Source organism: Actinocorallia populi (assembly GCF_002995495.1).
Lineage (GTDB): Bacteria > Actinomycetota > Actinomycetes > Streptosporangiales > Streptosporangiaceae > Actinocorallia > Actinocorallia populi.
In genome coordinates, this window is sequence record NZ_PVZV01000010.1 from 40,182 (window position 1) to 66,627 (window position 26,446).

Annotated in this window: 27 protein-coding genes; 14 read left to right on the top strand and 13 right to left on the bottom strand. The window is 68.9% G+C overall.

The window, feature by feature from the left end; translation table 11 throughout:
* Positions 1–26: 26 nt before the first annotated feature.
* On the bottom strand, positions 27–1,574 hold the full coding sequence (locus tag C2865_RS33065; protein ID WP_106402578.1) for an AMP-binding protein: 1,548 nt from the start codon (positions 1,572–1,574) through the stop codon (positions 27–29).
* A gap of 65 nt (positions 1,575–1,639) precedes the next feature.
* Between C2865_RS33065 and C2865_RS33070 the strand changes: the two genes are divergently transcribed.
* The 4 genes from C2865_RS33070 (at position 1,640) to C2865_RS33085 (ending at position 6,193) form a co-directional block, all read left to right on the top strand.
* A complete protein-coding gene (locus C2865_RS33070; RefSeq protein WP_106402579.1) occupies positions 1,640–2,626 on the top strand; it encodes a ferredoxin--NADP reductase in 987 nt (328 codons plus the stop codon).
* A gap of 27 nt (positions 2,627–2,653) precedes the next feature.
* The gene (locus tag C2865_RS33075) at positions 2,654–3,376 is read left to right on the top strand and encodes an enoyl-CoA hydratase/isomerase family protein (RefSeq protein WP_106402580.1); all 723 of its coding nucleotides are present in this window, start codon (positions 2,654–2,656) and stop codon (positions 3,374–3,376) included.
* Positions 3,366–4,094: an alpha/beta hydrolase fold domain-containing protein gene (locus tag C2865_RS33080; RefSeq protein ID WP_198653775.1), complete on the top strand. Its 729-nt coding sequence runs from the start codon at positions 3,366–3,368 to the stop codon at positions 4,092–4,094. The genes C2865_RS33075 and C2865_RS33080 overlap by 11 nt, the downstream gene beginning before the upstream one ends.
* Positions 4,095–4,798: 704 nt before the next feature.
* Entirely contained in the window at positions 4,799–6,193 is a 1,395-nt protein-coding gene (locus C2865_RS33085; protein WP_157964003.1) for a pentapeptide repeat-containing protein, read from the top strand.
* A 115-nt stretch (positions 6,194–6,308) separates the two neighbouring features.
* Here C2865_RS33085 and C2865_RS33090 read toward each other — a convergent pair whose 3' ends face one another.
* From C2865_RS33090 to C2865_RS41615, 4 genes are read right to left on the bottom strand one after another with little or no spacing between them, the layout of a single operon-like run.
* A complete protein-coding gene (locus C2865_RS33090) occupies positions 6,309–7,220 on the bottom strand; it encodes a phosphotransferase (protein WP_198653776.1) in 912 nt (303 codons plus the stop codon).
* Positions 7,204–8,109: an aldo/keto reductase gene (locus C2865_RS33095; protein WP_106402582.1), complete on the bottom strand. Its 906-nt coding sequence runs from the start codon at positions 8,107–8,109 to the stop codon at positions 7,204–7,206. Before C2865_RS33095 ends, C2865_RS33090 begins: the two co-directional genes overlap by 17 nt.
* Positions 8,106–9,293 carry a cupin domain-containing protein gene (locus C2865_RS33100; RefSeq protein WP_106402583.1) on the bottom strand — a complete coding sequence of 396 codons (1,188 nt, stop codon included), beginning with the start codon at positions 9,291–9,293 and terminating at the stop codon, positions 8,106–8,108. The genes C2865_RS33095 and C2865_RS33100 overlap by 4 nt, the downstream gene beginning before the upstream one ends.
* A gap of 9 nt (positions 9,294–9,302) precedes the next feature.
* Positions 9,303–9,425, bottom strand: coding sequence for a hypothetical protein (locus tag C2865_RS41615; protein WP_269802760.1), 123 nt, complete (start codon positions 9,423–9,425; stop codon positions 9,303–9,305).
* A gap of 206 nt (positions 9,426–9,631) precedes the next feature.
* Here C2865_RS41615 and C2865_RS33105 point away from each other — a divergent pair, with 206 nt between their 5' ends.
* Entirely contained in the window at positions 9,632–10,525 is an 894-nt protein-coding gene (locus C2865_RS33105; protein ID WP_157964004.1) for a helix-turn-helix domain-containing protein, read from the top strand.
* Positions 10,518–11,219 carry a RibD family protein gene (locus C2865_RS33110; RefSeq protein ID WP_106402585.1) on the top strand — a complete coding sequence of 234 codons (702 nt, stop codon included), beginning with the start codon at positions 10,518–10,520 and terminating at the stop codon, positions 11,217–11,219. Before C2865_RS33105 ends, C2865_RS33110 begins: the two co-directional genes overlap by 8 nt.
* On the opposite strand, the gene C2865_RS39695 is transcribed toward C2865_RS33110, so the two are convergent.
* Together C2865_RS39695 and C2865_RS39700 are read right to left on the bottom strand one after the other, a co-directional pair.
* Entirely contained in the window at positions 11,213–11,599 is a 387-nt protein-coding gene (locus C2865_RS39695; protein ID WP_157964005.1) for an ATP-binding protein, read from the bottom strand. The genes C2865_RS33110 and C2865_RS39695 overlap by 7 nt on opposite strands.
* Complete coding sequence (locus tag C2865_RS39700; protein WP_157964006.1) at positions 11,596–11,877, bottom strand: hypothetical protein; 282 nt, start codon at positions 11,875–11,877, stop codon at positions 11,596–11,598. The genes C2865_RS39695 and C2865_RS39700 overlap by 4 nt, the downstream gene beginning before the upstream one ends.
* 248 nt (positions 11,878–12,125) lie before the next feature.
* On the opposite strand from C2865_RS39700, the gene C2865_RS33120 reads away from it, so the two are divergent.
* Together C2865_RS33120 and C2865_RS33125 are read left to right on the top strand one after the other, a co-directional pair.
* The gene (locus tag C2865_RS33120) at positions 12,126–12,929 is read left to right on the top strand and encodes a helix-turn-helix domain-containing protein (RefSeq protein WP_106402587.1); all 804 of its coding nucleotides are present in this window, start codon (positions 12,126–12,128) and stop codon (positions 12,927–12,929) included.
* Entirely contained in the window at positions 12,926–13,123 is a 198-nt protein-coding gene (locus C2865_RS33125; RefSeq protein WP_106402588.1) for a DUF397 domain-containing protein, read from the top strand. The genes C2865_RS33120 and C2865_RS33125 overlap by 4 nt, the downstream gene beginning before the upstream one ends.
* A 65-nt stretch (positions 13,124–13,188) precedes the next feature.
* Here the strand turns inward: C2865_RS33125 and C2865_RS33130 are convergent, their stop codons facing one another.
* Positions 13,189–14,133 (bottom strand): hypothetical protein, encoded by a 945-nt coding sequence (locus tag C2865_RS33130; protein ID WP_157964007.1) that lies wholly within the window; start codon positions 14,131–14,133, stop codon positions 13,189–13,191.
* A 253-nt stretch (positions 14,134–14,386) separates the two neighbouring features.
* Between C2865_RS33130 and C2865_RS33135 the strand changes: the two genes are divergently transcribed.
* Complete coding sequence (locus C2865_RS33135; protein WP_198653777.1) at positions 14,387–15,349, top strand: alpha/beta hydrolase; 963 nt, start codon at positions 14,387–14,389, stop codon at positions 15,347–15,349.
* 270 nt (positions 15,350–15,619) lie between these two features.
* A complete protein-coding gene (locus tag C2865_RS41620; RefSeq protein ID WP_269802761.1) occupies positions 15,620–15,751 on the top strand; it encodes a hypothetical protein in 132 nt (43 codons plus the stop codon).
* A 65-nt stretch (positions 15,752–15,816) separates the two neighbouring features.
* Here the strand turns inward: C2865_RS41620 and C2865_RS33140 are convergent, their stop codons facing one another.
* The 3 genes from C2865_RS33140 to C2865_RS33150 form a co-directional block, all read right to left on the bottom strand.
* A complete protein-coding gene (locus C2865_RS33140) occupies positions 15,817–16,065 on the bottom strand; it encodes a hypothetical protein (RefSeq protein WP_106402590.1) in 249 nt (82 codons plus the stop codon).
* A 74-nt stretch (positions 16,066–16,139) separates the two neighbouring features.
* The gene (locus tag C2865_RS41625) at positions 16,140–17,300 is read right to left on the bottom strand and encodes a TetR/AcrR family transcriptional regulator (RefSeq protein ID WP_106402591.1); all 1,161 of its coding nucleotides are present in this window, start codon (positions 17,298–17,300) and stop codon (positions 16,140–16,142) included.
* Positions 17,301–17,395: 95 nt separating this feature from the next.
* Positions 17,396–19,357, bottom strand: coding sequence for a GMC family oxidoreductase N-terminal domain-containing protein (locus tag C2865_RS33150; RefSeq protein ID WP_106402592.1), 1,962 nt, complete (start codon positions 19,355–19,357; stop codon positions 17,396–17,398).
* A gap of 204 nt (positions 19,358–19,561) precedes the next feature.
* Here C2865_RS33150 and C2865_RS33155 point away from each other — a divergent pair, with 204 nt between their 5' ends.
* Both C2865_RS33155 and C2865_RS33160 read left to right on the top strand, forming a co-directional pair.
* Positions 19,562–20,245 (top strand): TetR/AcrR family transcriptional regulator, encoded by a 684-nt coding sequence (locus tag C2865_RS33155; protein WP_106402593.1) that lies wholly within the window; start codon positions 19,562–19,564, stop codon positions 20,243–20,245.
* 291 nt (positions 20,246–20,536) lie between these two features.
* Positions 20,537–21,721, top strand: coding sequence for an oxygenase MpaB family protein (locus C2865_RS33160; RefSeq protein ID WP_232835936.1), 1,185 nt, complete (start codon positions 20,537–20,539; stop codon positions 21,719–21,721).
* Positions 21,722–21,938: 217 nt separating this feature from the next.
* Here C2865_RS33160 and C2865_RS33165 read toward each other — a convergent pair whose 3' ends face one another.
* Positions 21,939–23,144, bottom strand: coding sequence for a CaiB/BaiF CoA transferase family protein (locus C2865_RS33165; protein WP_106402595.1), 1,206 nt, complete (start codon positions 23,142–23,144; stop codon positions 21,939–21,941).
* Entirely contained in the window at positions 23,141–24,607 is a 1,467-nt protein-coding gene (locus tag C2865_RS33170) for an aldehyde dehydrogenase family protein (RefSeq protein WP_106402596.1), read from the bottom strand. Before C2865_RS33170 ends, C2865_RS33165 begins: the two co-directional genes overlap by 4 nt.
* Positions 24,608–24,807: 200 nt before the next feature.
* Here C2865_RS33170 and C2865_RS33175 point away from each other — a divergent pair, with 200 nt between their 5' ends.
* Together C2865_RS33175 and C2865_RS33180 are read left to right on the top strand one after the other, a co-directional pair.
* Positions 24,808–25,512 carry an SDR family NAD(P)-dependent oxidoreductase gene (locus tag C2865_RS33175; protein WP_106402597.1) on the top strand — a complete coding sequence of 235 codons (705 nt, stop codon included), beginning with the start codon at positions 24,808–24,810 and terminating at the stop codon, positions 25,510–25,512.
* A gap of 41 nt (positions 25,513–25,553) precedes the next feature.
* Entirely contained in the window at positions 25,554–26,414 is an 861-nt protein-coding gene (locus tag C2865_RS33180) for a mycofactocin-coupled SDR family oxidoreductase (protein WP_106402598.1), read from the top strand.
* Positions 26,415–26,446 lie beyond the last annotated feature (32 nt).

Here is a 26,446-nt window from a genome sequence, read left to right on the forward strand (position 1 = left end):
CTTTGCGGAATGCGAGAATCCTATTCTCAAGTGGAGCGTACTGCAATGTCCTGAAGGCTCCGCCTCAGGACGAACTTCTGGACCTTGCCGCTGGCGGTGCGCGGGAAGTCGGCGACCTCGCGCAGCTCCTCCGGCCACTTCTGCCGGGCCAGCCCCACGCCCTCCAGGTGGGCGCGCATCTCCTCCAGGGAGAACATCGCGTGGCCGGGACGCAGCCGCACCACGGCGGCGGCGTGCTCGCCGAGCCGCGCGTCGGGGGCGGCCACCACCGCGGCCTCCGCGACCGCGGGCATGCCGAGGAGCGCCTCCTCGACCTCCAGCGCGCTGATGTTCTCGCCGCCGCGGATGATGACGTCGGACTTGCGGTCGGTGATCGTCAGGTAGCCGTCCTCGTCGACCACCCCGATGTCGCCGGTGCGGTACCAGCCGTCCTCGTCGAAGGCGGCCTCGGTCAGCGCCGGGTCGGTGTAACCCAGGCACAGCTCCGGGCCGCGGCTGAGGATCTCGCCGTCCTCGGCCAGCCGCAGCTCCACGCCGGGCAGGACGTCGCCGTCGGTGTGCAGCCGCTTGTCCACGGGCGCGGTGTACCGCGAACCCGTGATCGACGGGTGCTCGGTGCTGCCGTAGGAGCGGAACACCGTGATGCCCAGGTCCTCCAGGCGGGTGGTGACCGCCGACGGGACCGAGGAGCCGCCGAGGCCGGCGTACTTCATGTACGGCAGGTGCCCGGGTGTGAAGTCGGGGTGGTCGAGCAGGCTCGTCACGTAGTACGTCGCGCCGCCCCCGACGGTGAGCCCGTCGCTCTTCATCAGCGCCAGCGCCTGCCCCGGGTCCCAGACGTCGGCGAGGTTCACCGGGGTTCCGTCCAGCACCGGGATGAGGAAGGCGTTCACCATGCCGATGAAGTGGCCCACCGGGGCCGCGGTGAGCTGCTTGCCCCGGTCCGGCGGGTAGAGCCCGGCGAGCTGGCGCGTCTCGTGGCCGAGCGTCCGGTGGCTGTGCACGACGCCCTTGGGGTCGCTGGTCGTGCCGGAGGTGAACGCGATCAGGCAGGGTGCCGACGGGTCCGCCGCCAGGACGCCCTCCATGGGCTCGTCGGCCAGCAGGTCGTCGAAGTCGCGTCCCACCACGCCGACGACGGGCACGTCGGCGAAGAGGTCGGCCTGGTGCTCCAGCCTGCCGAAGCTCTCGGGGCCGATGAAGACGCGGGGCTTGACCGTCTCCAGGATGTAGCCGACCTCCTTGCGCCCGTAGAAGTGCACGACGGGCACCACGGTCGCGCCGAGGAACGACGACGCCCAGAAGACCGCGGCCGCCTCCATCCAGTTGGGGAGCTGGAAGACGACCGTGTCGCCGGGGCCGACGCCCCGGTCCCGCAGGCCCGCGGCGAGCCTGCGGGCCACCCGTTCGACGTCGCGGAAGGTGCCGGACCAGGGCCGTACGGCCGAGTGCACCCGGAACAGGGTGTCGGGCGCCTCCCGCAGGCCGCGTGCGAGCAGGTCACCGATGGTCTCCCGGGTCCACCAGCCCGCCTCCTCGTAGCGCCTGACCAGCTCAGGGGGGATCGTTCGCATGATGAGCGCTCCGTTCGTAGACAGGAGAATTGTAATCTCACTAGCGGAGAAGATAAATTCCATACATGGCACGAGACCACGGCTTCCACCCGATCCGCGTCAAGCGGGTCATCCAGGAGACGGCCGACACCCGAACCTACGTACTGGACACGGCTTTCGACTACGAAGCCGGTCAGTTCATGACGTTCAAGGTGTGCGGCACGCTCCGCAGCTACTCGATGTCCAGCTCGCCGACTACCGACACCGAGGTGATGACGACCGTCAAGCGGGTTCCCGGCGGCCTGGTCTCGAACTGGATGCACGACCACCTCTCCCCCGGCGACCTCGTCGAGGCCACCCTCCCCGCCGGCGTCTTCTGCCTGCGGGAGAACGGCGCTCCGCTCGTGGCGTTCTGCGGCGGCAGCGGCGTCACCCCGGTCCTGTCCCTGGTCAAGACCGCGCTGGCCACGACGGACCGGCGGGTGAGACTGCTGACGGCCGACCGTGACGCGGACGCGGTCATCTTCGGGCCGGTGCTGGACGGACTGGCCGAGCGGTACCCCGGCCGGTTCGAGCTGCGCCGCCACCTGGACACCGACGGCGGCTTCCTCACGGAGCCGCAGATCCGGGAGTTCGCCGGGAACGCTCCCGGCACCGACTTCTACGTCTGCGGCCCGGACCCGTTCATGGACCTGGTGGAACGGGTCCTGCTGGACGGGGGGACCGACCCGTCGCAGATCCTCATCGAGCGGTTCGGGCTCCCCGCCGCCGAACCCGCCGAGCAGCCCGCGGAGGCCGAGGGCACCATCACCATCGTCCTGGGCGGCAAGAAGCACACCGTCCCGCAGCACTCCGGCGAGACCCTGCTGCAGAGCGCGCGCCGGGCGGGCCTCTCACCGCCCTTCTCCTGCGAGGCGGGCAACTGCGCCACCTGCATCGCCCAGGTCACCGAGGGCGCGGCGCGGATGCAGATCAACAACGCGCTCGAGGACGACGAGATCGCCGACGGCTGGGTGCTCACCTGCCAGGGCGAGCCGACGACCCCCGACATCACCGTCGTCTACGAGGACTGACGGCCCCCAACGAGCCTGGAGACACACGTGGCAGAGGTAGAACTCGACTTCGACGGCGGCCTCGCGGTCATCACCATCAACCGGCCGCACGCGCGCAACGCCATCGCCCCGTCCACCATGGACGAGCTGGAGAAGGCGCTCACCGAGGCCGCCGACGCGCAGGCGCTGGTCATCACCGGGGCGGGCGACCGCGCCTTCGTCTCGGGCGGCGACCTGAAGGAGCTGGCGAAACTGCGCACCGAGGAGCAGGCCATGGACATGGCACTGCGCATGCGGGGCGTCTGCGACCGGATCGCCGCCTTCCCCGGCCCGGTGATCGCCGCGCTGAACGGCCACGCCCTGGGCGGCGGAGCCGAGGTCGCGGTGGCCGCCGACATCCGGATCGCGGCCGACGACATCCGGATCGGCTTCAACCAGGTGGCCCTGGCGATCATGCCGGCCTGGGGCGGCGCCGAACGGCTCGCCTCCCTCGTCGGCCGCGGCCGGGCGCTGATGCTGGCGGGCTCCGGCGAGATCCTCGGCGCCGCCGAGGCCGAGCGCCTCGGCCTGGTGGACCGGGTCGTGCCCCGCGCGTCCTTCGAGAAGGGCTGGCGCTCCCTGGCGGAGTCCCTGGCCAACGGCTCCGTACGGTCGATCAAGCAGGTCATGACAGGTGTCGCTCCGGACGAGGCCGCACGCGCCTTCGCCCGCCTGTGGGTGGCGGACGCCCACTGGGAAGCAGCTGAAAGGGTGATGAACCGTGGCAAATGAAGTGCAGGTCGAGACGAGCCGCACCGGCCTGGTCGTACGCCCGCCGGATCCGGCCGAGATGGCCGTCCTCTACCTGCACGGCGACTCGTCCTTCTCGGGCGAGCCGGAGCAGGCGCTCGAGGCCGCCGAGCACCTCAGCCTGCGGACGGGCGCCACCGTCGTATGCGCCCGCTACCGCCCCGTCTTCCCCTCCGCGCTCGTGGACGTCCAGACCGCCTACCACTACAGCCAGGCCATGGGCCCGGTCGCCGTGGCGGGCGAGGGCGCAGGCGCCGGACTCGCCGCCGCCCTGCTGATCCGGCTGCGCGACGCCGGATCCACGCTCCCCTCCTGCGCGACGCTCGTCTCTCCGCTGCTCGACCTGAGCCTCCAGGCCCCGAGCTTGCTGTTCAACGCGAGCGCCAACCCCGAGTTCGACCTCGCCGAGCTCCGCGCCCGAGTCGGGCGGTACGCCGCCGACCGAGACCTCACGGATCCTTTCGTGAGCCCGCTGCACGGCAACCTCCACGGCCTCCCGCCCGTCCAGCTCCTCACCTCGGGCACCGACCCCCTGCTGGACGACGCCCTGGCCTTCGCCGCCCGCGCCGCCCACTCCAGCGTCTCGGTCGACCTGCACGTCCACCCGGACGCCACGGGCCTGCACGCCGAGACCATCCCCTCCATGGCCGCTTTCATCAGGACCCAGACCCCTGCCGCCGTCACCCGCACCTCCACCTGAACGGAAAGGGCCGGAAGATGTCGCTCTTCCAGCCCTTTCCGTTCTGCCGACTCTTCATCAGCGGATCCGGGGGTCGAGCCCCTGACGGCGCCCCCTGATCTGGGTGATCCCCCTGTTGAGAGAGCAACCAGCCCTGTTGGTGAAGCCGATGGGAGACCAGCGTCGGCTTGCTGGCGGGGCATGCCGACCACCGACGTCTATGCCACTGCAACATCACCGTGCAATGTGTGACACGCCAGTCTGGCAGAGCGCCTCGGTGTCTGCTTGCGTCGAGGACGCTTGGCTCTGGGAACGCCGGTCCGGCATCGAGGATGAGCTGGGGCACCGCCTCGGCGGAGTCATGAGCAACTCGGGGCACGACTGCGACGTAGGTCGGCGGTGAGCACGAAGCTCGCGTGACTGAGCTGGTCCTGGATGACCTTCAAATCCGTCCCGGCCTGCAAGACCAGGCTGCCAGCGATCCCATGGTGCTCTGCAGCGTCAGGAAACTCCCGCTCGCTGTGATCCTGCTGATGCGGAACACCAGCACAAGTACCGCACCGACGCCGCTCCGCGCGTCGACTCCTCATGCGGCATCTGCCATTTCCTGGCGGTGCGAGTCGTCGCCTGTCCGACAGCTGCTCACACTCGCTGATCATTACCAGCCGGTCCACCGATCGCTGACACACGGGATCCTCTTGCCCAAAGGCAGCGTCTGACTGGACGTGGACGACTCCTACCGCCCTCAGCCAATCCCCGGTATTCCTTCCGTAACCGATGAAGGCACCCCGCCGAAGCGCCGGTGGATAGGGACCGTAGTCGGCGTACTCGGCGCGATCGCAATGCTCGCTGCACTATTCGCGGTGCTGGGGCCGGGCGCAGCCTGGTGGGTCGAGCACGTCGACAAGGTCCCGCTTGATGGCAAGGACGCGGTCACCGGCAAGGACCGCCAAGACGTGCTCGACAACGCCCGCGGCCGACTCGCCGGGATCGCAGCCGGGTTGCTCGCAGCAGCGGCAATCTTCTACACCGCGGCAAACGCGGCCTCAGCCCGCCGCACAGCCGAGGCCGCAGTTCGCAGCTCCGAAGCCTCTGAACGCACCACCCAGGCCGCCTTCCACAGCGCCGAAGCCTCCCAAGAAACTGCCCGCGCTGCCGTCCGCACCGCTGCTGCCACTGAACGTGGCCTGGTCACCGGCCGCTACACCGCCGCCATCGACCAGCTCGGCTCCGACAAACCAGCCGTCCAACTCGGCGGTGTTCACGCCTTGGCCGGCATCGCCGACGACGCACCCGACATGCGCCAGACCTGCATCGACGTTCTATGCTCCTACCTCCGCCTGCCCTATGACCCAGACCCTGGTGCCAACGGTGATCCCTCAGCCCGCAAGGCCTACCGAGCCTTTCGCGAAGTCCGCCACACCGTCATCCGCCTTATTGGCAACCGCCTCCGCCTGTCCTCAAACAACCCTCACTCCTGGCAAGGCAGCGACTTCGACTTCACCGATGTCATCTTCGACGGCGGCGATCTCCACAAGTCCGTCTTTTCCGGAGGCACCATCGACTTCAAGGGCGCGCAGTTCGCCAGCGGTACCGTCAACTTCGAAGAAGCGGAGTTCATTGACGGGTACGTCAGCTTCAAGGGCGCGCAGTTCACCGGCGGCACCCTCGACTTCACGGAGGCGAAATTCGCCGGCAGTGACATCAGCTTCGAGTTTGCGAAGTTCTTCGATGGCATTCTCAATTTCGAGTACGCAGAGTTCTCCGATGGAGAGGTTCAATTCTGGGATACAGAGTTCAGCGGAGGCCACATGAACTTCTCGTACATCAACCTCACAGGTGGCATCCTCCATTTCTTGGGCGCGACCCTTAACGGCAACACCATCGACTTCAGAGACAGTCGGTTTTCTGATGGATCCATCTTCTTCGAGGATACAGAATTCGCCGACGGTACCGTCAGCTTCGATAATACGACACTCACTGGCGACACCATTTTCTTCAAAAATTCTGAACTCACCGGCGGCACCGTCGACTTCACCAATGCGAAATGTCAGCGGCCGCCATCATTTACCAGGCAAGATCTGGGTATACTACTGCCAACAGAATGGCATAACTCCTAGCAGCACAAAGAACACTCCTCTTTCCCACTCCCTAAAGTGGGAGGATCAGGTAGCCCTTACCGAGGGTGGCTATTGGTTACGTAGCAACCGGTTGCCAGTGAGGCGGAGGTCATCTTCATCCCTCAGGCCTGAGCCCGGCACTCCCTTGAGGCGAACCGAGCCCATGGTGATGGGAAGTGCTCAGCAGATGCCGGACATGCGCTCTCACGTGAGGAGCGAGACGGGCATGGACGGGGTCTCGGTCGGCTGCTTGCAGAAGGATCGCCGCCACGGTGATCTCGGCAAGCCGACCGTCTGGCGTGTCCAGGACATTCAAAAAGGTCTTCCGGACTTGTGCGGCCGTTTCCGGGACGGGCAGGGTGTAGGCGTGGAGATGCGCAGCATCGAAGCCGTGTGGGGCGGGGCCGAACCCTTCCCAGTCCAGGATGGTGAGTTCAGGGCCGGTGAGGTTGGCCCAATGGAGATCTCCATGGGCCAACCCCCATCTCTGGACAGTGGTGTCGAGGCCTGTCTCACCGAGGTAGCGCGGGATGGTCCGATGAATGTAGTCCTGTGTGACGACGGGCTGACGGCCGTCGGGGACCGGCGTTGCGGCGACCACGTCGCAGGCACGCCGCAACTGGAACCACCAGGTGTCAGGCAACGCTATGCGCTCGGTGAGATCGGGAGAAGGCGAGCAGGGAGGCTCTGGCACATACGAGCTGAGTTCGGCGCGGTAGGCGTACTCATGGCCTTTCCACTCGGCGGAACGAAGCAGTCGGGGCCTTGGGATCTCATCCGAGAGCACCGCGGCGGCCGTTTTCGTGCCGACCCAGAGTTTGCCGCCGGCTTTGCCCGCCGGGGCTTCCATCACACGAAGCCATGCGCGCCCGTGAGCGTCTTCAACCGGCATCCCGAGCGTTCTGCCGCCATGGCCCCAAGCCTCGGGCGTCCCGAAGACCGGAGCGCAGGTGAGTCGTGTCGCCGCGTCGGTGAAGGCGGCATGCATCCGGTCTCGTACAGCCGAATCATCAGGCTCGGAGAACACGGCAGACCTCCCGGAGGTGGGGTGGTGTGATCGGTGGGCGGCGGAACGCTGTGAGAGCGTCCTGCCAGTGTGCCGTAGTCGAAGCTGAAAGCAGGGCACCGGTGACACCCGGTGTGGAGGCCACCACGGACAGGGCCGCCACCACGGGGGACGAGCCGGGGCTGATCCGAGCGGCCAGATCTTCGGTGACCATGTCGGTGAGTTCGCCGCCACTCAGCGGCGCAGAAGCCCATACCTCGAGCCCGGCCTCGGCCGCCTGCGTGACAGGACCGGCGCTTCGGAGAGCTTCGGCGACCGGGCGGATGTGCACGAGACTCACGGGGAGCTGGATCGCCTTCAAGTGAAAGTCAGAACTTCCAGCAGCGTCTCGTGCTGCAGAGATCAGCTCTCGTACGGTGAATGCGCCGTCGGTGAAGCCGCTCCAGGTGGCGATTCCGTAACCGGTGATCTGGCCAGCGTGGACGGACTGCTCGCAGACCTCGAATGCCCGAGCCATCTGGGTGAGGAGCCGAGCCCGATCATGATGGGCATCGTGTTCGGGGTTATGCAGGTAGAGGAGGTCGAGTCGTTTTCTGCGCAGCTCAGCGATATTGGCGGCGATCCGATGGTCGATGTAGGCCGGGGATATGGAGTGGCATCGAGCCGCTTCCTGATCGGTGATGGTGCCCATACGCCGCGCGGTCTGAGCCTGCGTACGGGTCATGTGCCCAACCTTGGTGAAGACCCGTACCTCAGGATGGTGGGGCAGAATCCGAGCCAGTTGCTCATGTGCGGTTCCGTGAGCGTAGACGGGAGCCGTGTCGATGGCCGTGACACCGGCCGCGATGGCCACACGGGCGGCAACGGCCACGTCGCGACAGCGATACGTCCCCAAGCCGAGGGCGGTCACCGTCGCTCTCCCACGGACAAGATCCCGGCATGCAGGAATTGACTGAGAAGGTCAGCGGCCTGTGCGGTGGTGATGTCCGAAGCCTGAGCGAGAACGCCGAGAACCTCTGAACGGCCGGAGACAAGGATCTCCAGCAGGGGCTCCGCTCGGCATGCGAGCGACCAGCGCTGTCCAGCAGCTTCCAGCACCAGGTTCTCTCCCGAGCGTCTCATGACCGCACGCGGAGCCGTCAGCGCGACCCGCAGATCGGGATCGGCTGGGAGCGTCTCGTGAACGGCGTGAGGCAGGCTGAAGCCGCCATGGACTCCATAAGCGGAGTCTCTTGCAGTCAGGTACTTCTCGATCAGAGACGGGTCTCCGAGTCTCTCGGCCAGCAGCTCGGCGATGTCGTTCCGCCACATGGCGTCCGCGTGGTCGGCCGTGCGGGGAATGTCGGTGCGAATGATCTCGTGGGCGCGTAGTTCGTCGATCAGCCAGGCCAGCAGGTCGACTCCGGTGTGGGTGGTCAGTCCACAGGTCAGGTGAAGTGACGGCTGCCCGGTGGAGGCTGCGGCGGCGTGCCACCAGCCCCGTGGCACATGCAGGACGTCACCGGCGCGGAGAGTGAACTCGTCGATCGGCGTCGTGGGAGGGGCGTCGTCGAAGTCGACGTCCCGGTACAGCGGAGCCGGTCGGGTCGGGCCGTAGACCCGCCACCGTTTCGCTCCCGAGATCTGGATGACGATGACGTCGTGGTCGTCCCAATGAACGCCGAAGCCTTCCTTCGCGGTCCAGGAGGCGTAGGCGTTGACCTGGACACCGGTGCGCAACTGCCGTTCCAGAGCGCTCACCAGGTCGCGGATCGGCGGGTGCATCTCCTCGATGGCGTCCAGCACCAGGGTCGCACCCTTCCGAAGTTGGGCGGACAGGAGGTGGGGCTGCGGGGCATGCCAGGGCTGCATGCGCCGGTACGTCCGCTGCTCGCAGTACTCCTCTACCCGGATGGTCTCTCCGCCGAGGGCGAGACGCAGCCGGGGCGGTTCCAGCCGATGGGTGTTGAGGATCTCGTTCAGTGCCGGCCAGGTCAGCAGGTCGGCGAATCGGTTCTGCTCCCCGGCGGGCGCGGAGAAGACACGGTGGGCGCGGCCCAGGTCCTGGGCGAGGAACTCGTCCCCGCCCAGGACCTTGACGATCAGATCGGACATTGTCGCTGATCAGTTGTCGTTGAGGTCGGACTTGCCGGTGGACCCGCCGTCGGACGGCTGCGTGGCCCGGCCGCGCGCCGCCACGATCCTCTCCACGGCCACCACCAGGCCGCCGTTCGCCTCGCTGTTCATCGCTGCTCCTTTCCACCGCACCGCCCCTGTGGCGGGCTCGGCATGCCCACACTCTGCGGTGTGCAGCACGGCCCGAACAGTGGCCGGGACCGTGCCCCGGTTCCGTGGACTCGGCCCACGGAGCCATCTCCTCGATCACCGTTGCGCTCCGTCCGGAGACCGCTACGCTCTTGGTCGAGGCCATAGGCGAGCCGAAGGCGAACGACGTGACCAGGCGCAGAATCTTCGATCCGGGAGCAGTCCCGATACGGTTCTGGCAGCGTGACGACGTCCAAGCATCCCTCGCGCACCGCGATGTAGCGCAGTTGTTCCGCCTGTTCCTGGACGAGTTCTCCGAATGCACCCAGACCCAGCTCGCTCTGCTCACCCAGCATGACCGTTCGGACATCTCCAACTGGGTACGCGGCATACGCCAAGGCCGCGTGTCCGACATCGAGGTGCTGATCCGCATAGCTGACGGGCTTCACATGCCCGACCAGGCCAGAGCCCTGTTCGGCCTCGCCCCGGTCGGTGCTGACGGACCAGAGCTCGTCTCCACCGGCCCTCGGCATCCGGAGGTCGGCCACGGTACGGGCCGCTCCGCCACCGTGCGGGCTCATGGGTCGGCGCATGTCGCCATCTGCGGCAGCCGGGCGCCGGACACCGAGGCCGGTGTGATCGACGTCGCCGTCCGCTGCCTCGCGCGGCTCGTCATGAGCAGGGAGTACAAGGTCAGCCACGGACCGGTCGGCGTGGGCATCGAGGTCATGACCTACATCGCCGACCGCTACCGTCCACCGGGCTTCACCTTGGCGCTCGGGCTCTTCGGTCACCGCGCCGTCGTCCAGGACTCGGAGTTCGTCATCGTCGTCGGCGGTGCGGTCGGCACCCAGACCGAGATCGACCTCGCCCTGTCCATGAACAAGAAGATCATCCCGCTGCCGGGGAGCGGAGGAGCAGCCCGCCGCTTCTACCGCCAGGCGGCCGAAGACCGGCGTGCCCGCTCATGGATGGCCGACGAACACTTCGCCGCCCTCCACACATGCCACGATCCCGGAGAAGACTTCGCCCGGATCATCGAGCATCTGATCGACAACGACCCCGGAGTACCAAGTGACTGAACGCCCCTACGTCCTGCTGTCCTGCGCGTCCTCGATCGACGGCCACATCGACGACAACACCGAGGAACGGCTCCTGCTGTCCAACGACGAGGACTTCGACCGCGTCGACGAGGTCCGGGCGACCTGCGACGCGATCCTCGTCGGCGCCAACACCATCCGCCGCGACAACCCCCGTCTGCTCGTCCGCGCGCAGGATCGCCGCCAGAACCGTGTGACGCGCGGCCTGCCGGAGAGCCCGATCAAGGTCACTTTCACCAGCAGTGGCGATCTCGACCCTGAAGCCAAGTTCTTCACCGCCGGAGATGTCGAGAAAATCGTGTACTGCCCCGACGCGGCCCTCGACAAGTGCCGAGACCGTCTCGGCGGCGTCGCCACCGTGGTGGGCGTCGGCGAGGCGGTCGGCTTGGAAACCGTGCTGGCGGATCTCGCTTCCCGGGGCATTCGCCGGTTGATGGTGGAGGGTGGCGGCACCGTCCACACCCAGTTCCTCACCGAGGGCCTCGCCGACGAGCTCCAGCTTGTGATCGCACCCTTCTTCGTCGGCGATGCCGACGCCCCCCGCTTCGTCGGCCCGGGTAGCTTCCCGCACCACTCCGGCAACCGGATGACCGTCGCCGAAGTGCGTCAGATCGGCGACGTCATCCTCGCCCGCTACCTTCTCCGGCGGCCGGACGAAGCGGGGACCGATCAGTAGGCCACGTTGAAGGTGACGCCGAGCCTTCCGTCGGGGAGGCGCTGCCAGTCCCATTCCTTGGCGAGCAGGTCGAGCAGCCACAGTCCTCGGCCGTCTTCCGCGTCGTCGGGGCGCGCGAGCGCCACCAGCGATGCGGGGCCGCCTCCGGCGTCGACGACTCGCACGTGAACGGACCGCTCCGAGAGCTCAGCCGTGATTTCGACCGTTCCGCCTTCCTCCCGGGAGCGGCTGTGGGTGCAGGAATTGGTGAAGGTCTCGGACAACAGGAGCACGGTGGTGTCGGTGGCGGGGTGGTCCTCTCCCAGCCAGGCGGCCAGCCAGCGCCTCGCCTCGGACACCTGGTCCGGGGTGCCGGGGAAGACGGCGGACACCCGGCTCATCCCGTCACCGTCCGGGCGATGCGCGCGGCGGCCTCGTCCGGGTGGCGGGCCTCGACGCGTTCTCTTCCCCAGGCGTAGATCCATCCGTCTGGGTGTCGCACCGCTCTGACGCAGAGGCCGCCCTGCGGGGGAGACGTTCGGTCCACCCACAGGACCGCGCCGCCGGACAGCTGGTCGACCAGCGCGGTGCTGCAGCCGTACTCGCCGAGTCGGCTGCCCAGCTCGGCGAGGAGGTACGAGCGGACCGTGTCCGAGGGAAGAATTCGTGGTCGCGTCATCACCGTTCCAGAAAACGTCGTCGGTGCGGCCGGTCCGAGAAGTCGCGGAGTTTCCGATCTGCCGCATGATTCGTTCGGCCAAGCTGCTGATCTGCCTGACCAGGCTCGCAGTCGGGAACTACGGTGAGCCATGAACCGGTGACACCCCTGCGTCGCTCCGCCTTCGAACGGCCGTCAACCGCGAGGCAGAGGTTTTCACCCACGTGCCGTGGTGGAAATGAAAGGCCCCCATGCCTCGACGTAAGGAGATGAAGGCGGATTCCCTTCGCAGCTATTTCGGTGCGAAGCTCCGACGCCGCCGCGAAGCCCTCGGGTTCTCCCTCGAACGGCTCTCGACCGAGCTCGGTTACACGCCCCAGTGGATCCACAAGATGGAGACCACCGACAAGGCCGTCCCCGCGAAGTTCGCCGAGGACGTCGCGACCTACTTCGAAGACCCCGAGTTCGTCGAGGTCCACGACGCGATCCGGCGGGCCGGACGCCTGGCGTACCTCCCGCGCGGCTTTCCGCAGTTCATCGAGCTGGAGAACGAGGCGACCTCCATCAGGGCCTACGTCGTGCAGGTCGTCCCCGGGCTCCTGCAGACCAAGGAGTACGCCACAGCCGTGATGAGCGCGGGCCAAGCCCTTGAAGCGCTGGAGGAGATCGTGGCCGCACGTATGGAACGTCAGTCCATCCTGCGCCGGGCTCCGTTCACCCAGTTCCAGTTCGTGATCAACGAAGCGGCGCTGCGCACGCCGGTGGGCGGTGGCGACGTGATGCGGGAGCAACTCCAGCGACTCATCGACATCACCTGCCTGCCGAACATCCAGATACGGATCCTGCCGTTCTCTTCGGTCACCTACGCGGCACTGGACGGCCTGTTCACCGTCCTCGGCTTCGAGGACGGAACAGAGACCGCCTACCTTGAAGGACCCGAGGCGTCCCAGGTGATCGAAGATCCGAAATTGATCGCGAGATTCGCCGTGAGGTTCGGCATCATCATGGGTGAAGCGCTTCCCCGGTCCGCTTCCCTCGATCTGCTCGCGCAATATCTGAAGGAGTACACATGATCGAACCCACTCCCTCTGCCGCGAACTGGCGCAAGAGTAGCTACAGCGGGCAGGGCGGACAGGACTGCGTCGAGGTGGCCGATCTGGCCCCGGTGATCGCCGTGCGCGACTCCAAGAACCCCGGCAGAGCGCCCCTGGCATTCTCCCGGAGCGCGTGGGCTGCGTTCTCCACACGGCTCAAGAGCGGGCTCTGAGCCCGCCGAAGCCCGCAGACGCCGGCTCTCCGAAGCGCGGCAAGCGCACAGGGCCGACGTGACCGTTAAACCAGGTTGCCCGGCATGCCTTCGTCTGCTGCGGATGGTGTCGTCCATTCGAACGGGAACGCCTGCCGGAGGCGGTCCTTGGCCTGTTCCCGTATCTCCGCCGCTCCATACCCGACGATCGGCTTGACGCAGTACTCGCGGACGGCCGGATGGCGGCGAGGTTCCCGGCACATCAGCGCGGCGAGAACGCGGATCGGCCAGGCCAGGCGGAAAACGTCCTCGGCGGCGACGCCGCCTGTGGCGATTCTCTGCAGGTGCTCGCAGACGAGTTCCACCGCCCGTTCCATGATCTCCTGTTCCGGCAGAAGCGCGGCCCAACCGTCCGGATGCTGCTCGTCCTTGCTGGTGAGCACCAGGACGACCGCCTGTTTCACCTGGTCGTACCGCCCTCCGCACTCGTCCAGGGCGTGGGCGGTCTGCGCCAGCAGTTCGCACCAGAAATGTACCTGGGGAGCCTGTTGCTGAAGGGCGTTGATGCGCTGGTCACCGAACTCCCGACGCAGCCGCGGGATCACGTGGTCCTCGACGAACCGGTCGTGCTCTTCGGCCGTGGGGCGTCGGCGCGGGTCGTCCGGATCCCGGTCGCGGGAGATCCGGAACGGTTCACCGAGCCGCTTGGTCGTCTCGTACAGGTTCCGGTCACGCCGGAGCCACCGAATGACCGCGGCGACGAACGTCTTGATCGCTGCACGCTGCCCGTCCGCGGTCTGCGGTTTGGGCTTGCCCCGGACGGAGGCGGAGTCCCCGGGCCGCCCCACGACGGTGGCCCAGGCTTCGTCGGCCTTCTGATCGAGCTCTCGTAGAGCGTTGTCCGATGTGGCGGCGGCGATGGCGAGCGCGTGCTGCCAGCCGTGCTCCGCGCTCCCGCACGAGCAGGCGCACGGCGATTTCTCCGCTCGTTCGCAGCTCTTACTGTGGCCGGTACGTTCAGTCGTCGGCATTCGCCCTCCACGAAGTACGAACGGCAGAGGACGCATCGTCCGTCGGCAACGCAGACCTGTGAAGACGCTGAACAGACATCTCCGACTTACTGCTCAACTTATAGAGACCTGTACAAGTCGCCTTGACCTGCCGTTTCGGGAGTGGGATTCGCCGAAAAGGGTGCGAGAGGCGGGCACGGCGTTCCGGCACCGCTGCTCCGGCCCGAGTAGGCGGGTTCGGTAGCGTCGGACCGAACGCCGACAGGAGGCTCATATGGACGAGACCATCCAGACCCGGCACGGTGCAGGCGCGTCCACGCGGGTGTTCACCTTCCTGCTGCGCTTCTGGCTGCGGCCCTTCATGCGGTATGTGCTGTTCACGCGGCTGGGAATGTGGATGGGAAGCACATTCGACCCCTTGTGCGGTGTGATGGCCGCGCCCCGGGGCACCAGGACCGTCCCCATGAGGTTCGAGGGGTTCGCGGCCGAGTGGGTACGCGGGCCCGGCGTCACCCCGTCCCAGGACCGCGGCCGGGTCATCCTGTACTTCCATGGCGGCGGGTTCGTCGCCGGGGGGCTGCGCTCCCATCGGCGGATGATCGCCCGATTGTCCGCCGCGGCCGGGGTGCCCGCGCTGTCGGTGGCCTACCGGCAGCTTCCCCACACGACGCTGCCCGGCACGGTCGCCGACTGCGTGACCGCCTACCGGTACCTGCTCGACGAGGGATTCTCCCCCGGCGAGATCGTCTTCGCGGGGGACTCCGCCGGCGGGTTCCTCACCTTCGCGACCGCTCTCCAGGCCATCCGCGAGGGACTGCCCGCCCCGGGCGGCCTCGTCGCGATGTCACCGTTCACCGACCTCGACCACTCCGCCAAACTCGACCACGCCAACGCACGACTCGACCCCTACATCCCCGGCAGCTGCTTCCCCGGCCTCGCCAAGATGCTGCTGGGCGGACTGCCCCTCGAACCGCTCCACTCCCCCGTCAACGGCGCCCTCGCCGCCTTCCCGCCCACTCTGATCCACTGCGGATCCATCGAGATCCTCCTGCCCGACGCCCAGCTCATGACCGAACGCCTCGCCGCCGCAGGCGTCCCCGTCACCCTCGTCATCTGGGACCGCCAACCCCACGTCTTCCAGATCTTCGCCGACTTCTGCCGCGAAGGCCTCCGCTCCCTCGACGAAATGGGCGCCTTCATCCGAGACCTCCCCACCTCCGCAGAACACGCCGCCTGACCACCGCTCCCCGCAGGAACCGACCAGGCACCACGACTCAGCGGTTCACGCCAGGTTCGCGCCAGTGGTCTGGGCCCCGGGAAGTCCAGAACGGACTCCGACCGGTTTCCGTGTTCTCCCAGAGACGTCCGCTCCCTCACGCATGGAGGAACGCGCGTGCAGGAGATGCCCCCGCCGAACGTCTCGTCCGTCTGATGCCGCTGCTCCCGCCCGACAGCCGGAACCGCTCTGGAAGAGCGCCGCGACGACTGCGGCGACCACTCCCCTGCCATGTCGATCCGCTGGTGGGTCGGTGACACCGAGATGGTGCCTGAGGGCGCCCCGCGCATCCTCGCCGAGATGGTGCTCACCGTGTTCGGCGATCCCGGGGCGGAGCCGAACGGCTCGCCGCCGCCCTGCTGATCCGGCTGCGCGACGCCGGATCCGCCCTCCCCTGAGCCAGATGGCGTCCTCCTTCCGACGTTCCCTCATCGACCGCCTGCATCGGCCTTCCCTGCGCGTCCGGCCAGGAGGCCCACCGCCAGGAGCAGTCCGAAGCCCGCCGAGACCGCGGCGGCGAGGAACGCCCGGGCGATGCCGCGGGCGAGCGGCTCGCCTCCGGTCGCACCGGGGGCCGCCAGTTCGAGGACGGCCGCGAACACGGCCAGGCCGATCGTGCCGCCCAGTGACCAGCCGTGCGAGGAGGCCCGCAGGAAGCCGTGGACCACCGCGGCCATGCCGACGGCCGCGGTGACGAACGTCTTGACCGCTGCACGGGGCGGGGCTGTCCCGGTCGTCCGGCTGGAGGCTGTTACAGGCCCAGGGCCGCTGTGACCAGGGTGGTGACGGTGTCGCGGTGGGCGGGGGTGTTCTCCCAGTGGAGGGCGCGGCCGGTCTCGACCACCACGCCCAGGGCCGCGTGGACCAGGACCCGGGTCCGGCGGGGGTCCAGGTCGGGGCGGGCGAGGCGGAGCTGCTGTTCCCAGACGGCGATGTGGTCGCGTTGGGCGAGGGCGAGCGGGCGGCGGACCTCCGGGGGGAGGCCGGGCATCTCGGCTCTGGCGACGCTGGTCATCGCGGTGTACTCGAAGCTGTAGGCCACATAGGTCGCCGCCAGGGTGTGCACCGACTCGTGGGGGTCCGTCACTCCGTGCAGGTTCTGCTCGACGGCCTGGCCCAGGATTCCGGCGGCCTGCAGGCAGGCCGCGGCCAGGATGTCGACCTTGCTGGAGTAGTGCCGGTAGAGCGCGGAAGGGGCCACCCCGACCGCCTTCGCGATCTGCCCGCTCGTGACATTGGCGAACCCGTCCCGGGCGAACAGCGGGATGGCCGCCGCCAGGATCTCCGCCCGCCGTGTGCGCGGCACGGGCCGGGCGGGCAGGTCGACCGAGCGTACGCGTCCGCCCGGAACCGCGTCGGCCGCCGCCACCCGGAGCGCGGCCGAAAGGAGCACCTCTTCGAGGCGGCGCTGCGCGATGGAGGTGTGGTGCGTCGTGACGGACCCGATCGCGCCGAGCGCCGCGACGGTGCGCAGCCCCTCCAGCGGCAGCGGGTGCTCGCGGCGCACCGCCACCGTCACCTTCTCGACGACCTGCGCGAACTTGGCCCTGACCCGCCGACGGTCCTCGTCCTCCAGGTACCGGGACAGCCATCGGTACACGCCGCCCGACGCCCGGCGCTCCACCGTCACCCGGACGACCGCGCCGAGCACCTCCGCCAGCGAGGCCTCGGCCGGCACCTCGTCGAGCGTCCCGGCGAGCCCCGTCACCATCGAGTCCGCGCACTCGGCGAACAGCGCGTACTTGTTCGGAAAGTGCCGGTACAGGGCGGCCGCGGTGATGCCCACTCCGCCGGCGATCTCCTCCATGGAGGCCGCGTGGTAGCCCCGCTCGCTGAACACCGGGCCGGCGGCTTCGATGATCTGCTGTTTGCGGTTGCGCGGCCGGGTCGCCACGCCCGTCGCCGACGTCACGGCGACACTCGCTGAGACTTGCAGACGAACATGGCCATACCGCAGTCAATCACAAGGTGGTGGCCATGCGCGCAGCGTTGATCACGATGGGTGGCTCAACCCCCGGTGCGGAGGCGGTCCGCCAGCCGGGTGGCGTTCATGTAGGCGATGGCCTCGATGGAGACCATGGGATTCACACCGGATGAGGTCGGGAAGCAGGAGGCGTCCGCCACCACGACGTTGGGCACTTCCCAGGTCGCTCCGTCGGGGTCGGTCGCGCTCGTCTTCCGGTCGCCGCCCATGCGCGCGGTGCCCATGATGTGCAGTGCGGCGATCGCGCAGCGGCCCGGCCGGAGGCCGGCGGAGTGGCAGGCCGCGATGAACTCCTCGTAGGTGCCCCGCCGTCCCGGCTCGTAGGACGGCCCGGCCTGGTGCGCCGAGGAGATCCGGCGGGCTCCGGCGGCCTCCAGGATCCGGGTCGCGCCCTCGATCCCCCTGCGCAGGTGCGCCGCGTCGTGATCCGACAGCCGGTAGTGCGGCACGGGCTCGCCGTCACGGGCCACCTTGACCTCGCCGGAGTCGCGGTCCCGGGTGATGATCCCGACCCCGGCCGTGTGGGCCAGGTCCTTCATCGCGGCCAGGTGGGCGGCGCCGCCGCGCCAGTTCATGAAGCCCTGCAGCGATGCGGGGTTGCCCGGACCCGTCTCGTAGATGACGCCGTACCCGTTGCCGTCGAGGTCGCTGTCCTGGCTGGAGTACCGGGTCTGCATCCCGCCCTCCCACGGGCGGATCTCCTCGTCGAAGAGGCCCCACACGGCCGTGGCGGGGTGCAGCCGCAGGTGGCGGCCGATGGCCGGGTCGGTGAATCCGGAGCGGCGCAGCAGCGCCGGGGTCTGGATGGCTCCCGCGGCCACCACGACGGCGCGGGCGCGCACGGTCACCGCGTGGCCCCGGCCGGTGACGCCGCGCACGCCGACGGCACGGCCGTGCTTCGTCTCGATGGCCCGGACGTCGGTGTCGATGACCAGCCGCGCCCCGGCGGCCTCGGCGTCGGCGAGCCAGGTCTTGGTGACCGACTGCTTGGCCCCGAGCCGGCAGCCGTATCCGCACCGTCCGCAGTCGGTCCCCATGTCGCAGCCCACCACGTTGCGGGGCATCGCGTCGACGTGCCAGCCGAGTGCGCGCAGGCCGCGCTCCAGGACCTCGTCACGGGCCGAGGGAGTGCTGTGGTCGGTGTTCACCGAGAGCCGGCTCATCACCGCGTCGGTGGCGCGGGTGTACTCCTCGTCCGCGAACTGACCGGCGCCGAGGGCCGCCCACTCGGCGCGCACTTCGGCGGGTGTGGGGAAGGAGGTCGTCCAGTTGACGACGGTGCCGCCGCCCAGGCACGAGCCCGCGACGAGCGCGACCTGGCCCTCGGCGGTGGAGGCCGGACCTGCCGCGTACAACCGGCTCAGGCCGGCGAGCTCCTGTCCGTCGAAGTCGGCGTCGTCGTAGTAGCCGCCGCGCTCCAGGACGACCACGCCGAGGCCCGCGGCGGCGAGGACCCCGGCCGCGGTGCCGCCTCCGGCACCGGATCCGACGACCACGACGTCGCAGTCGAGCGTGGTGTCGGCGGTCGGCGACAGAGGAGAGAGCTTCGGGCGCGGGGCTGATGCCAGCGTCCCCAGGGGGCCGGGGTATCCGATGGCGTCCCAGACCGGCGAGGTCCCGGTCGGGCCCGGGGCGAGCATGTAGGCGGAGGTCGCCAGGCCGCGCAGGGACTGGAACAGCACCCGTTTGGTCTCCGAGGACGAGTCGCCCAGCCCCAGCAGCACCCGTTCCCGGTCCGCGGCGGCCAGCCGCGAGAACCGGCGCCCGCCCGTGCCCAGGACCAGCCCCATCGCGCGCGAATCCCACAGGGACAGCAGCAGCTCCAGCTGCTTGCGGTCCTTGGCTCGGGGCTGGCCGCCTGCGAGCGCCTCGGCGATGTCCACGGCTCCCAGCGCGCCGGCGGACGGGATCGCCGCGCCGTCGCCGGGAGTGAAGGTGTCGCAGATGGCGGTGAGCGCCGCCCGCTGTCGAGCGTCGAAGGTCATGAGAGCGTCCCTTGTCTGCGGAGGAGGGCCCGTCGGCCGGGCCGGGTGTGAGCCGCGTCACGCGGGGCATGAAAGTATCCAAGACTGAGATTGACGTCAATCTCTACCTTTCCGGTCAGCGAGCCACGGGAGGCGGCCCCGCGTGCGTCGCTGGTAACGTCGCTGCCTTCAAGGACCGCCGAGACGTCGAGACGAGGTGCGACCGTGCCCGAACACGCCGCCGGGACCGACGGGGCGAGCAGCAGGCGCACCCGTGTCGACCGGCGCCGTGAGACCACGCCGCGGCGTCTTCGTGACGCGGCGCGCGTCGTCTTCGAGCGGGACGGCTTCCACAACGCCCGGCTCTCCGACATCAGCGCCGAGGCGAAGGTCGGGGCGGGGACGCTCTACAACTACTTCCGGTCCAAGCACGATCTGCTGTTCGAGCTGATGAAGGACGTCTCCGCCGATCTGACCGGGATCGCGCCCGATCGCACCGGTGCCCAGCAGGACCCCGCCCGCCGCATCGAGGAGGTCAACCGGGTCTACCTCGAGGCGTTCCGGCGCAACGCCCACGTGCTGCAGGCGGTCTACCAGGCGCGCGACGAGGACGAGCGGCTCAGGGCCCAGTGGGACGAGGTCGCCGACCACTTCCAGAGCAGGGCCACGCGCGCGATAGCCGCGTGGCAGGAGGCCGGTATGGCGTACCGGGATCTGGACCCGCGCCACACCGCGCACGCCCTGACGCTGATGGTCGAGCGCGTGGTCATGGCCTGGTCCTACGAAGGCGTCGAGTACGACGCGGAGACCCTGATCGCCACCATCAACAAGATCTGGATCCGTTCGCTGGGACTGGCGGGCGACGCCGGGCCGCGCCCCGGTACCGCCGCGCGGCCCGTCGCCGAGTAGGACGCGACCCGCCTTCCGGGCGAGGCGCTCGGCCCGGTCGTTCCGACGCGGCCCTGGACAAGTACCCCGTTTCGGTCAGCCGCATGCCCTTGCGCAGCCGAAAAAATCCCCCGAAACAGGCTCTTGCCGACCCCGATCCGCCTGGCTATGTTAATTGAGATTCACCTCAGGTTTCCTTCTTTCAGCTGTTCGGTCCGCTCCCACCCCCCAAGCCACAGGCGCGCTGAGCTGCCGTCTTGGCTTTACGCGGAAGTAGGTAAGTAAATGGAGAATCTCAGCAGAAGGCGTGTCATGTCGCTCGGTGCCGCCCTGGGGCTCACCGGCCTGACCCTCGAAGCGCCCACGCTGTGGTCGTGGTCGTCCCTGGGTTCGATCGCCAAGGCCGACGAGGTCACCGACCCGTTCCAGGTGTGGGACCCCGCGGCGGACCAGGTCGCGGCCCGGCTGCTCGCCGACGGCTCGATCCCGGCGGTCAACGCCGCCTGGGACTCGTGGCGCCTCAACAAGGACCCGCTGCCGTCCGGCATGCCGGACTACCTGGTCTCCTACCTCCAGCAGGTCAACAAGCTCCCCGCGTGGGCCGACCGCAGCAAACTCTCCCGGGCCCAGACGCTCTACAAGCGCCTGAGCGGCTACCTGTTCATCTCCGAGAGCCTCGGCAGCGGGTTCCTGAGCACCGTGATCCCGCGGGAGGCCCGCTCGGTCTACTGGTCCGCGGGCGGCGCCGACATGCAGGACCGCGCGGCCAAGACCTTCACCTTCGGGTACGACCTGCACCACGAGGACGCCTTCGACCCGGAGGGCGCCTTCATCACCTCCGCCAACAAGACGCGCCTGGTGCACGCCATGGTGCGCAACCTGCTCCCGCTCTCGCCCCGGTTCCAGGCGACCACCGATCAGCCGTCGCCGATCAGCAACGGCGACATCCTGGTCACCTTCCACTCCGTGGGCACCGTGGCGTGGAAGAACATGAGGAAGTGGGGCGTGCGGTACTGGTCGGCCGACCAGGCCGCGGACCTGCACGCCTGGCAGGTCGCCCTCTCCCTGCTCGGAGTCCAGGACCAGTTCATCCCGCAGACCTGGAAGGACGCCGAGGAGCAGGCGGAGCAGATGTTGTGGCCCAGGGTGGCCCCCACGGTCGAGGGCAACGCCCTGGCCGAGATGCTGCTCGACGCCGTGGCGGGGCTCGGCACGGAACTGAGCACGGGCTTCGTCAGCGAGATGGTCCGCTACCTCATCGGCGACACCTACTGGCGCTGGCTCGAGCTGCCGGCGGACCTCGCCGCACGCGCCCTGATCAAGGTCAACTGGCCGCTCTACGTCGCCTTCCGCGAGGGCCTGTCACTCGTCGCCCCCAGCAGCTTCAACCTGTTCGACGGATTCGTCCGCGGCATCTCCATGCTGTACCTCAACAACGGCTCGTCGACGACGCACACTCCCATCACCCTCCCCTCGGCGAACCGCCCCGGCTCCTGAACCGCCGGACCCCGCCCGCGCCCCGCCGCTCGAGTTCTCGAGCCGCGGGGCGCTCCGCACCCGGATCCACCTCGGCGACGCGCCGATGCCTCCCCTTGCCGAGCTCCAAGCCGGAACCCGTCGGTCGCCCGCCGAAGCACACGAGCATGCCGGACCCCTCCGGAAGGACCTCGCCGCCGCCATGGGCGTGAGCGTCGCGCGCCGACCGGGCTTGCGGTCAGGTGACGGCGCCTGCCGTCTTGAGCTCGATGATGCGCTCCCAGTCGAGGCCGAGTTCCAGGAGGATCTCCTCGGTCTGGGCGGCGAACTCCGGGGCCGGGGCGAGGTCGGGGGCGGTGACGTCGAACTGGACGGGGTTGGCGACCAGCTCGAGTTCTCCGGCCTTGCGCAGGTATTCGTTCGCTCGGATCTGGGGGTCTTCGCCCACCTGGAGGGAGTCCTGGACGGGGGCCCAGGGGCCGGCCAGGGTGGCGAAGCGCTCGGTCCACTCCGGGAGGGTGCGGGAGGCGATCACCTTTCGGAGGATCTCGACGGCCTCGGCGGTGTTGGCGGCGATCAGCTCGCCGGTGGCGAAGCGCGGATCGTCGATCAGGTCCGCACGGTCGATGTGGCGGCAGACGTCGGCCCAGAACTTGGCGGGCTGCAGCATGACGAAGGAGATGTGGCGGTCGTCGGCCGTGCGGTACAGGCCCGAGAGGGGGTTGGCCGTCGAGCCGTGCGTGCCCAGCGGGGGTGTCTCCCAGGCTTCGCCCAGGTGCTGGGACAGGGCGATTCCGTGGCCCATGGCCCACAGGCCGCTGCCGAGCAGGGAGACGTCGACGACCGAGGGTTCGCCGGTGCGTTCGCGGCGGAACAGGGCCGCCGCGATGCCTCCCGCCAGGTTCGTGCCGGAGATGGTGTCGCCGTAGGCGGGGGCGGGCGGGTTGATCAGGCCCGCCGAGCCGGACGGGGTGATGCTGGCCGCGGTCGCGGCGCGGGCCCAGAAGGCCGTCATGTCGTAGCCGCCCCGTTCGGCTTCCGCGCCGCGGGGGCCGAGGGCGCTGCCCCGCGCGTAGACGGCCTTCGGGTTCACCGCGCGGATGTCGTCGACGTCGATGCCGAACTTCGCGCGGTGGCCGGGCAGGAAGCTGGTCAGGAACACGTCGGCCCGGCGGGCCAGGTCCAGCAGCACCTCCCTGCCCTCGGGCTTCGACATGTCGAGGCCGATGCTGCGCTTGCCGCGGTTGGCGTGCTCGATGTTGGGGTTGGGGTCGCCTTCGACCTTGAAGGTGCCGGTCTGGCGGAGGCCGCGCTGCGGGTCGCCGTTGACGGCGTGCTCGACCTTGATGACCTCGGCGCCCCAGTCGGCGAGGACCGCGCCCGCGGACGGGACGAAGCCGTACATCGCCACCTCGAGGACGCGTACTCCTTCGAGGGGCCTCATGCGACCACCGTCGCGAGGGTCTTGATCTGCAGGAACTCCTCCAGGCCCTGCACGCCCATCTCCCGGCCGAGGCCCGACTGCTTGTAGCCGCCGAAGGGCGCGTCGGCGGCGAAGTAGTTGCCGCCGTTGATGCTGAACGTGCCGGTGCGGATCCGGCGCGCCACCCGCAGCGCCCGCTCCTCGTCGCGGCTGTGCACCGCGCCGGACAGGCCGAAGATCGAGTTGTTGGCGATGCGCACCGCGTCCTCGTCGTCGGTGTAGGGGATGACGGCGAGGACGGGGCCGAACACCTCGTTCTGCGCGATCTCGCTGTCGGGGTCGACGTTCGCCAGCAGGGTCGGCTGGTAGAAGAAGCCCGGGTCGACCTTCTGCCCGCCGGTCACCAGCGTCGCGCCCTCCTCGACGGCGCGCCCGACCATGGCGTGCACCTTGTCGCGCTGCTTGGCGCTGATGAGCGGGCCCATGTAGGTCTGCGGGTCGGCGGGGTCGCCGTACCTGATCCGGCCCATGGACGCCGCGACCTTCGCCACGATCTCGTCGTGGCTCTCCCGGGGCACGAGCAGCCGGGTGGTGAGCGCGCAGCCCTGTCCGGCATGCGAGCAGATGGTGAAACCGGCGAACATGGCCGCGGCGTCGAAGTCCGCGTCGTCCAGGACGATCATCGCGGACTTGCCGCCGAGCTCCAGGAACACCCGCTTCAGGGTGCCGCTCGCGGCGGACATGATCTGGCGGCCGACCTGGGTGGAGCCGGTGAAGCTGACGATGTCCACGTCGGGGTGGGTGGTGAGCACCTCGCCCACCGCCACCTCGGAGGAGGAGATCACGTTGACCACGCCGGGCGGGATGTCGGTGTGCTCGGCGATCAGCTCGCCCAGGGCCAGCGTGACCAGCGGCGTGTCCGGCGCGGCCTTGAGCACGACCGTGCAGCCGGCGGCGAGCGCGGGCGCCAGCTTCGCCAGCGCGAGCTGGTTGGGGTAGTTGTACGGCAGGATCGCCGCGACGACTCCGCCCGCCTCCTTCTCGATCCAGCGGCGGTGGCGCTGGCCCCGGTCCTCGATCTCCCCGAGCTCCTCGCTCAGGGGGTAGGTCCGCAGCAGGTCCGCGTAGTAGCTGACGATCTTGATGGGGATGTCGAGCTGGTTGCCGTGGGTGAGCATGCGGCTCGCGCCCACCTCGGTGATCGTCAGCTCGCGCAGCTCCTCCTTGTGCTCGTTCAGCGCCTGGTGGAGCTGGTCGAGGCAGCGGATGCGCAACTGCCTGTCGGTCGCCCAGTCCGTGGTGTCGAAGGCACGGCGGGCCGCCGCGACACCGGCCTCGGCGTCGGCGACCGCGGCGTCCGGCGCGTGGCCGAACACCTCCCCCGTCGCCGGGTCGAGCGAAGCGTACGTCCGCTCGGTCTCGACAAGTTTCCCGTCGATGAGCAGGCGCTTCGTCACGCCTCGCGCCCTGTCGTCAGTTCCCATGCTGCCTCCTCGTCGATGGGTGGAAACTACATTCTCACTTCTTGCGAATCAAGCATCCACTATAGAGAATGCCCGTTAGCGAGGACTTCCGGAAGGGTCAGCGATGAGAGTAGTGTTCTCGCATCTGGAAGGGAGATTCTCGTGATTCGGACGACCGTACCGACGCACCGCACCACCATCTTCGAAGAAGGGGCCTGCGCATGAGGACCGCGGTAGTGACCGGCGGCGGCTCGGGCATCGGCAAGGCCATCGCCGAACGGTTGAAGGCCGACGGGCTCCGGGTCGCCACGCTCGACCTCAACCCCCCGGCCACCGAGCACTCCTACAAGGCGGACGTGACGAGCCGGGAGCAGATCGACGAGGCGCTCACCCGGATCAGGGCGAGCCTGGGCCCGGTCACCGTCCTGGTCAACGCCGCGGGCCTCGACGGGTTCAAGCGCTTCGCCGACCTGTCCTTCGCGTCCTGGCAGCGGGTGATCGACGTCAACCTGAACGGCGTCTTCCACTGCGTCCAGGCGGTGCTGCCCGACATGGTCGAGACCGGCTGGGGCCGGATCGTCAACATCTCCTCCTCCAGCGCCCACTCCGGGCAGCAGTACATGGCGCACTACGTGTCGGCGAAGTCGGCGGTCAACGGGCTGACCAAGGCGCTGGCCCTGGAGCTCGGCCCCGCCGGCGTCACCGTCAACGCGGTGCCCCCGGGCTTCATCGACACCCCCATGCTGCGCAAGGCCGAGGAGCGCGGGCTGCTCGGCGGGACGATCGAGGACCACATCCAGCGCACGCCCGTCCGCCGGGTCGGCACGCCGCAGGACCTCGCCGCGACCTGCTCCTTCCTGATCTCGGAGGAGGCCGGATACATCACCGGCCAGATCGTGGGCGTCAACGGCGGACGCAACACCTGATTCCGCCGCATTCAATGAGAAAGAGAAAGGCACCACCGACCATGGGACGTGTTGAGGGCAAGGTCGCGTTCATCACCGGAGCGGCGCGCGGGCAGGGCCGCAGCCACGCGGTGCGGCTGGCCGAGGAGGGCGCCGACATCATCGCGATCGACCTCTGCCGGGACCTCGAGACGGTCAACTACCCGTTGGCCACCCCGGAGGACCTGAAGGAGACGGTCCGCCTGGTCGAGGAGAAGGGCCGCCGCATCACCGCGGTGCAGGCCGACGTCCGCGACGCCGGGCAGGTGCGCGACGCGCTGGCTCGGGGCATCGCCGAGCTCGGCAGGGTCGACATCGTCGTGGCGCAGGCCGGCATCGCGGGAATGAAGGGCAGCCCGCCGATGCAGGCCTGGTCGGACGTCGTGGACACCAACCTCGTCGGGTCGATCAACGCGATCCAGGCCGCGCTGCCGCACCTCGAGGCGGGCGCCTCCATCATCGCGACCGCCTCGGCCGCCGCGCTGATGGCGCACGGCATCGTGCAGGAGCCCGGGAAGGACCCCGGCGGCCACGCCTACGTCTTCGCCAAGCGCGCCCTGTCGCAGTACGTGCACAGCCTCGCCCTGAACCTGGCGCCGCGCAACATCCGGGCCAACGTGGTGCACCCGACGAACTGCAACACCCCCATGCTGCAGAGCGAGCCGATGTACAGGTCCTTCCGCCCGGACCTGGAGAACCCGACCCGCGAGGACGCCGAGCCCGCCTTCTACGTGCAGCAGGCCATGCCGGTGCCCTACGTCGAGCCGGAGGAGATCAGCAACGCCGTCCTGTTCCTCGCCTCCGACGAGTCCCGCTTCGTCACCGGCATGCAGCTGCGGGTCGACGCGGGCGGCTACCTCAAGTGGCACGACTTCCACGTCTGAGCCCACGGACCCACCGCGACAAGGAGGAAAAC

Coding starts and splice junctions, on each gene's coding strand:
- C2865_RS33065 (WP_106402578.1), bottom strand. CDS start 1,574: ATGCGAACGATCCCCCCTGAGCTGGTCAGGCGCTACGAGGAGGCGGGC.
- C2865_RS33070 (WP_106402579.1), top strand. CDS start 1,640: ATGGCACGAGACCACGGCTTCCACCCGATCCGCGTCAAGCGGGTCATC.
- C2865_RS33100 (WP_106402583.1), bottom strand. CDS start 9,293: ATGTCCGATCTGATCGTCAAGGTCCTGGGCGGGGACGAGTTCCTCGCC.
- C2865_RS41615 (WP_269802760.1), bottom strand. CDS start 9,425: ATGAACAGCGAGGCGAACGGCGGCCTGGTGGTGGCCGTGGAGAGGATC.
- C2865_RS39695 (WP_157964005.1), bottom strand. CDS start 11,599: ATGAGCCGGGTGTCCGCCGTCTTCCCCGGCACCCCGGACCAGGTGTCC.
- C2865_RS39700 (WP_157964006.1), bottom strand. CDS start 11,877: ATGACGCGACCACGAATTCTTCCCTCGGACACGGTCCGCTCGTACCTC.
- C2865_RS33120 (WP_106402587.1), top strand. CDS start 12,126: ATGAAGGCGGATTCCCTTCGCAGCTATTTCGGTGCGAAGCTCCGACGC.
- C2865_RS33125 (WP_106402588.1), top strand. CDS start 12,926: ATGATCGAACCCACTCCCTCTGCCGCGAACTGGCGCAAGAGTAGCTAC.
- C2865_RS33130 (WP_157964007.1), bottom strand. CDS start 14,133: ATGCCGACGACTGAACGTACCGGCCACAGTAAGAGCTGCGAACGAGCG.
- C2865_RS33135 (WP_198653777.1), top strand. CDS start 14,387: ATGGACGAGACCATCCAGACCCGGCACGGTGCAGGCGCGTCCACGCGG.
- C2865_RS41620 (WP_269802761.1), top strand. CDS start 15,620: ATGTCGATCCGCTGGTGGGTCGGTGACACCGAGATGGTGCCTGAGGGC.
- C2865_RS33140 (WP_106402590.1), bottom strand. CDS start 16,065: ATGGCCGCGGTGGTCCACGGCTTCCTGCGGGCCTCCTCGCACGGCTGG.
- C2865_RS33150 (WP_106402592.1), bottom strand. CDS start 19,357: ATGACCTTCGACGCTCGACAGCGGGCGGCGCTCACCGCCATCTGCGAC.
- C2865_RS33160 (WP_232835936.1), top strand. CDS start 20,537: ATGTCGCTCGGTGCCGCCCTGGGGCTCACCGGCCTGACCCTCGAAGCG.
- C2865_RS33165 (WP_106402595.1), bottom strand. CDS start 23,144: ATGAGGCCCCTCGAAGGAGTACGCGTCCTCGAGGTGGCGATGTACGGC.
- C2865_RS33170 (WP_106402596.1), bottom strand. CDS start 24,607: ATGGGAACTGACGACAGGGCGCGAGGCGTGACGAAGCGCCTGCTCATC.
- C2865_RS33175 (WP_106402597.1), top strand. CDS start 24,808: ATGAGGACCGCGGTAGTGACCGGCGGCGGCTCGGGCATCGGCAAGGCC.
- C2865_RS33180 (WP_106402598.1), top strand. CDS start 25,554: ATGGGACGTGTTGAGGGCAAGGTCGCGTTCATCACCGGAGCGGCGCGC.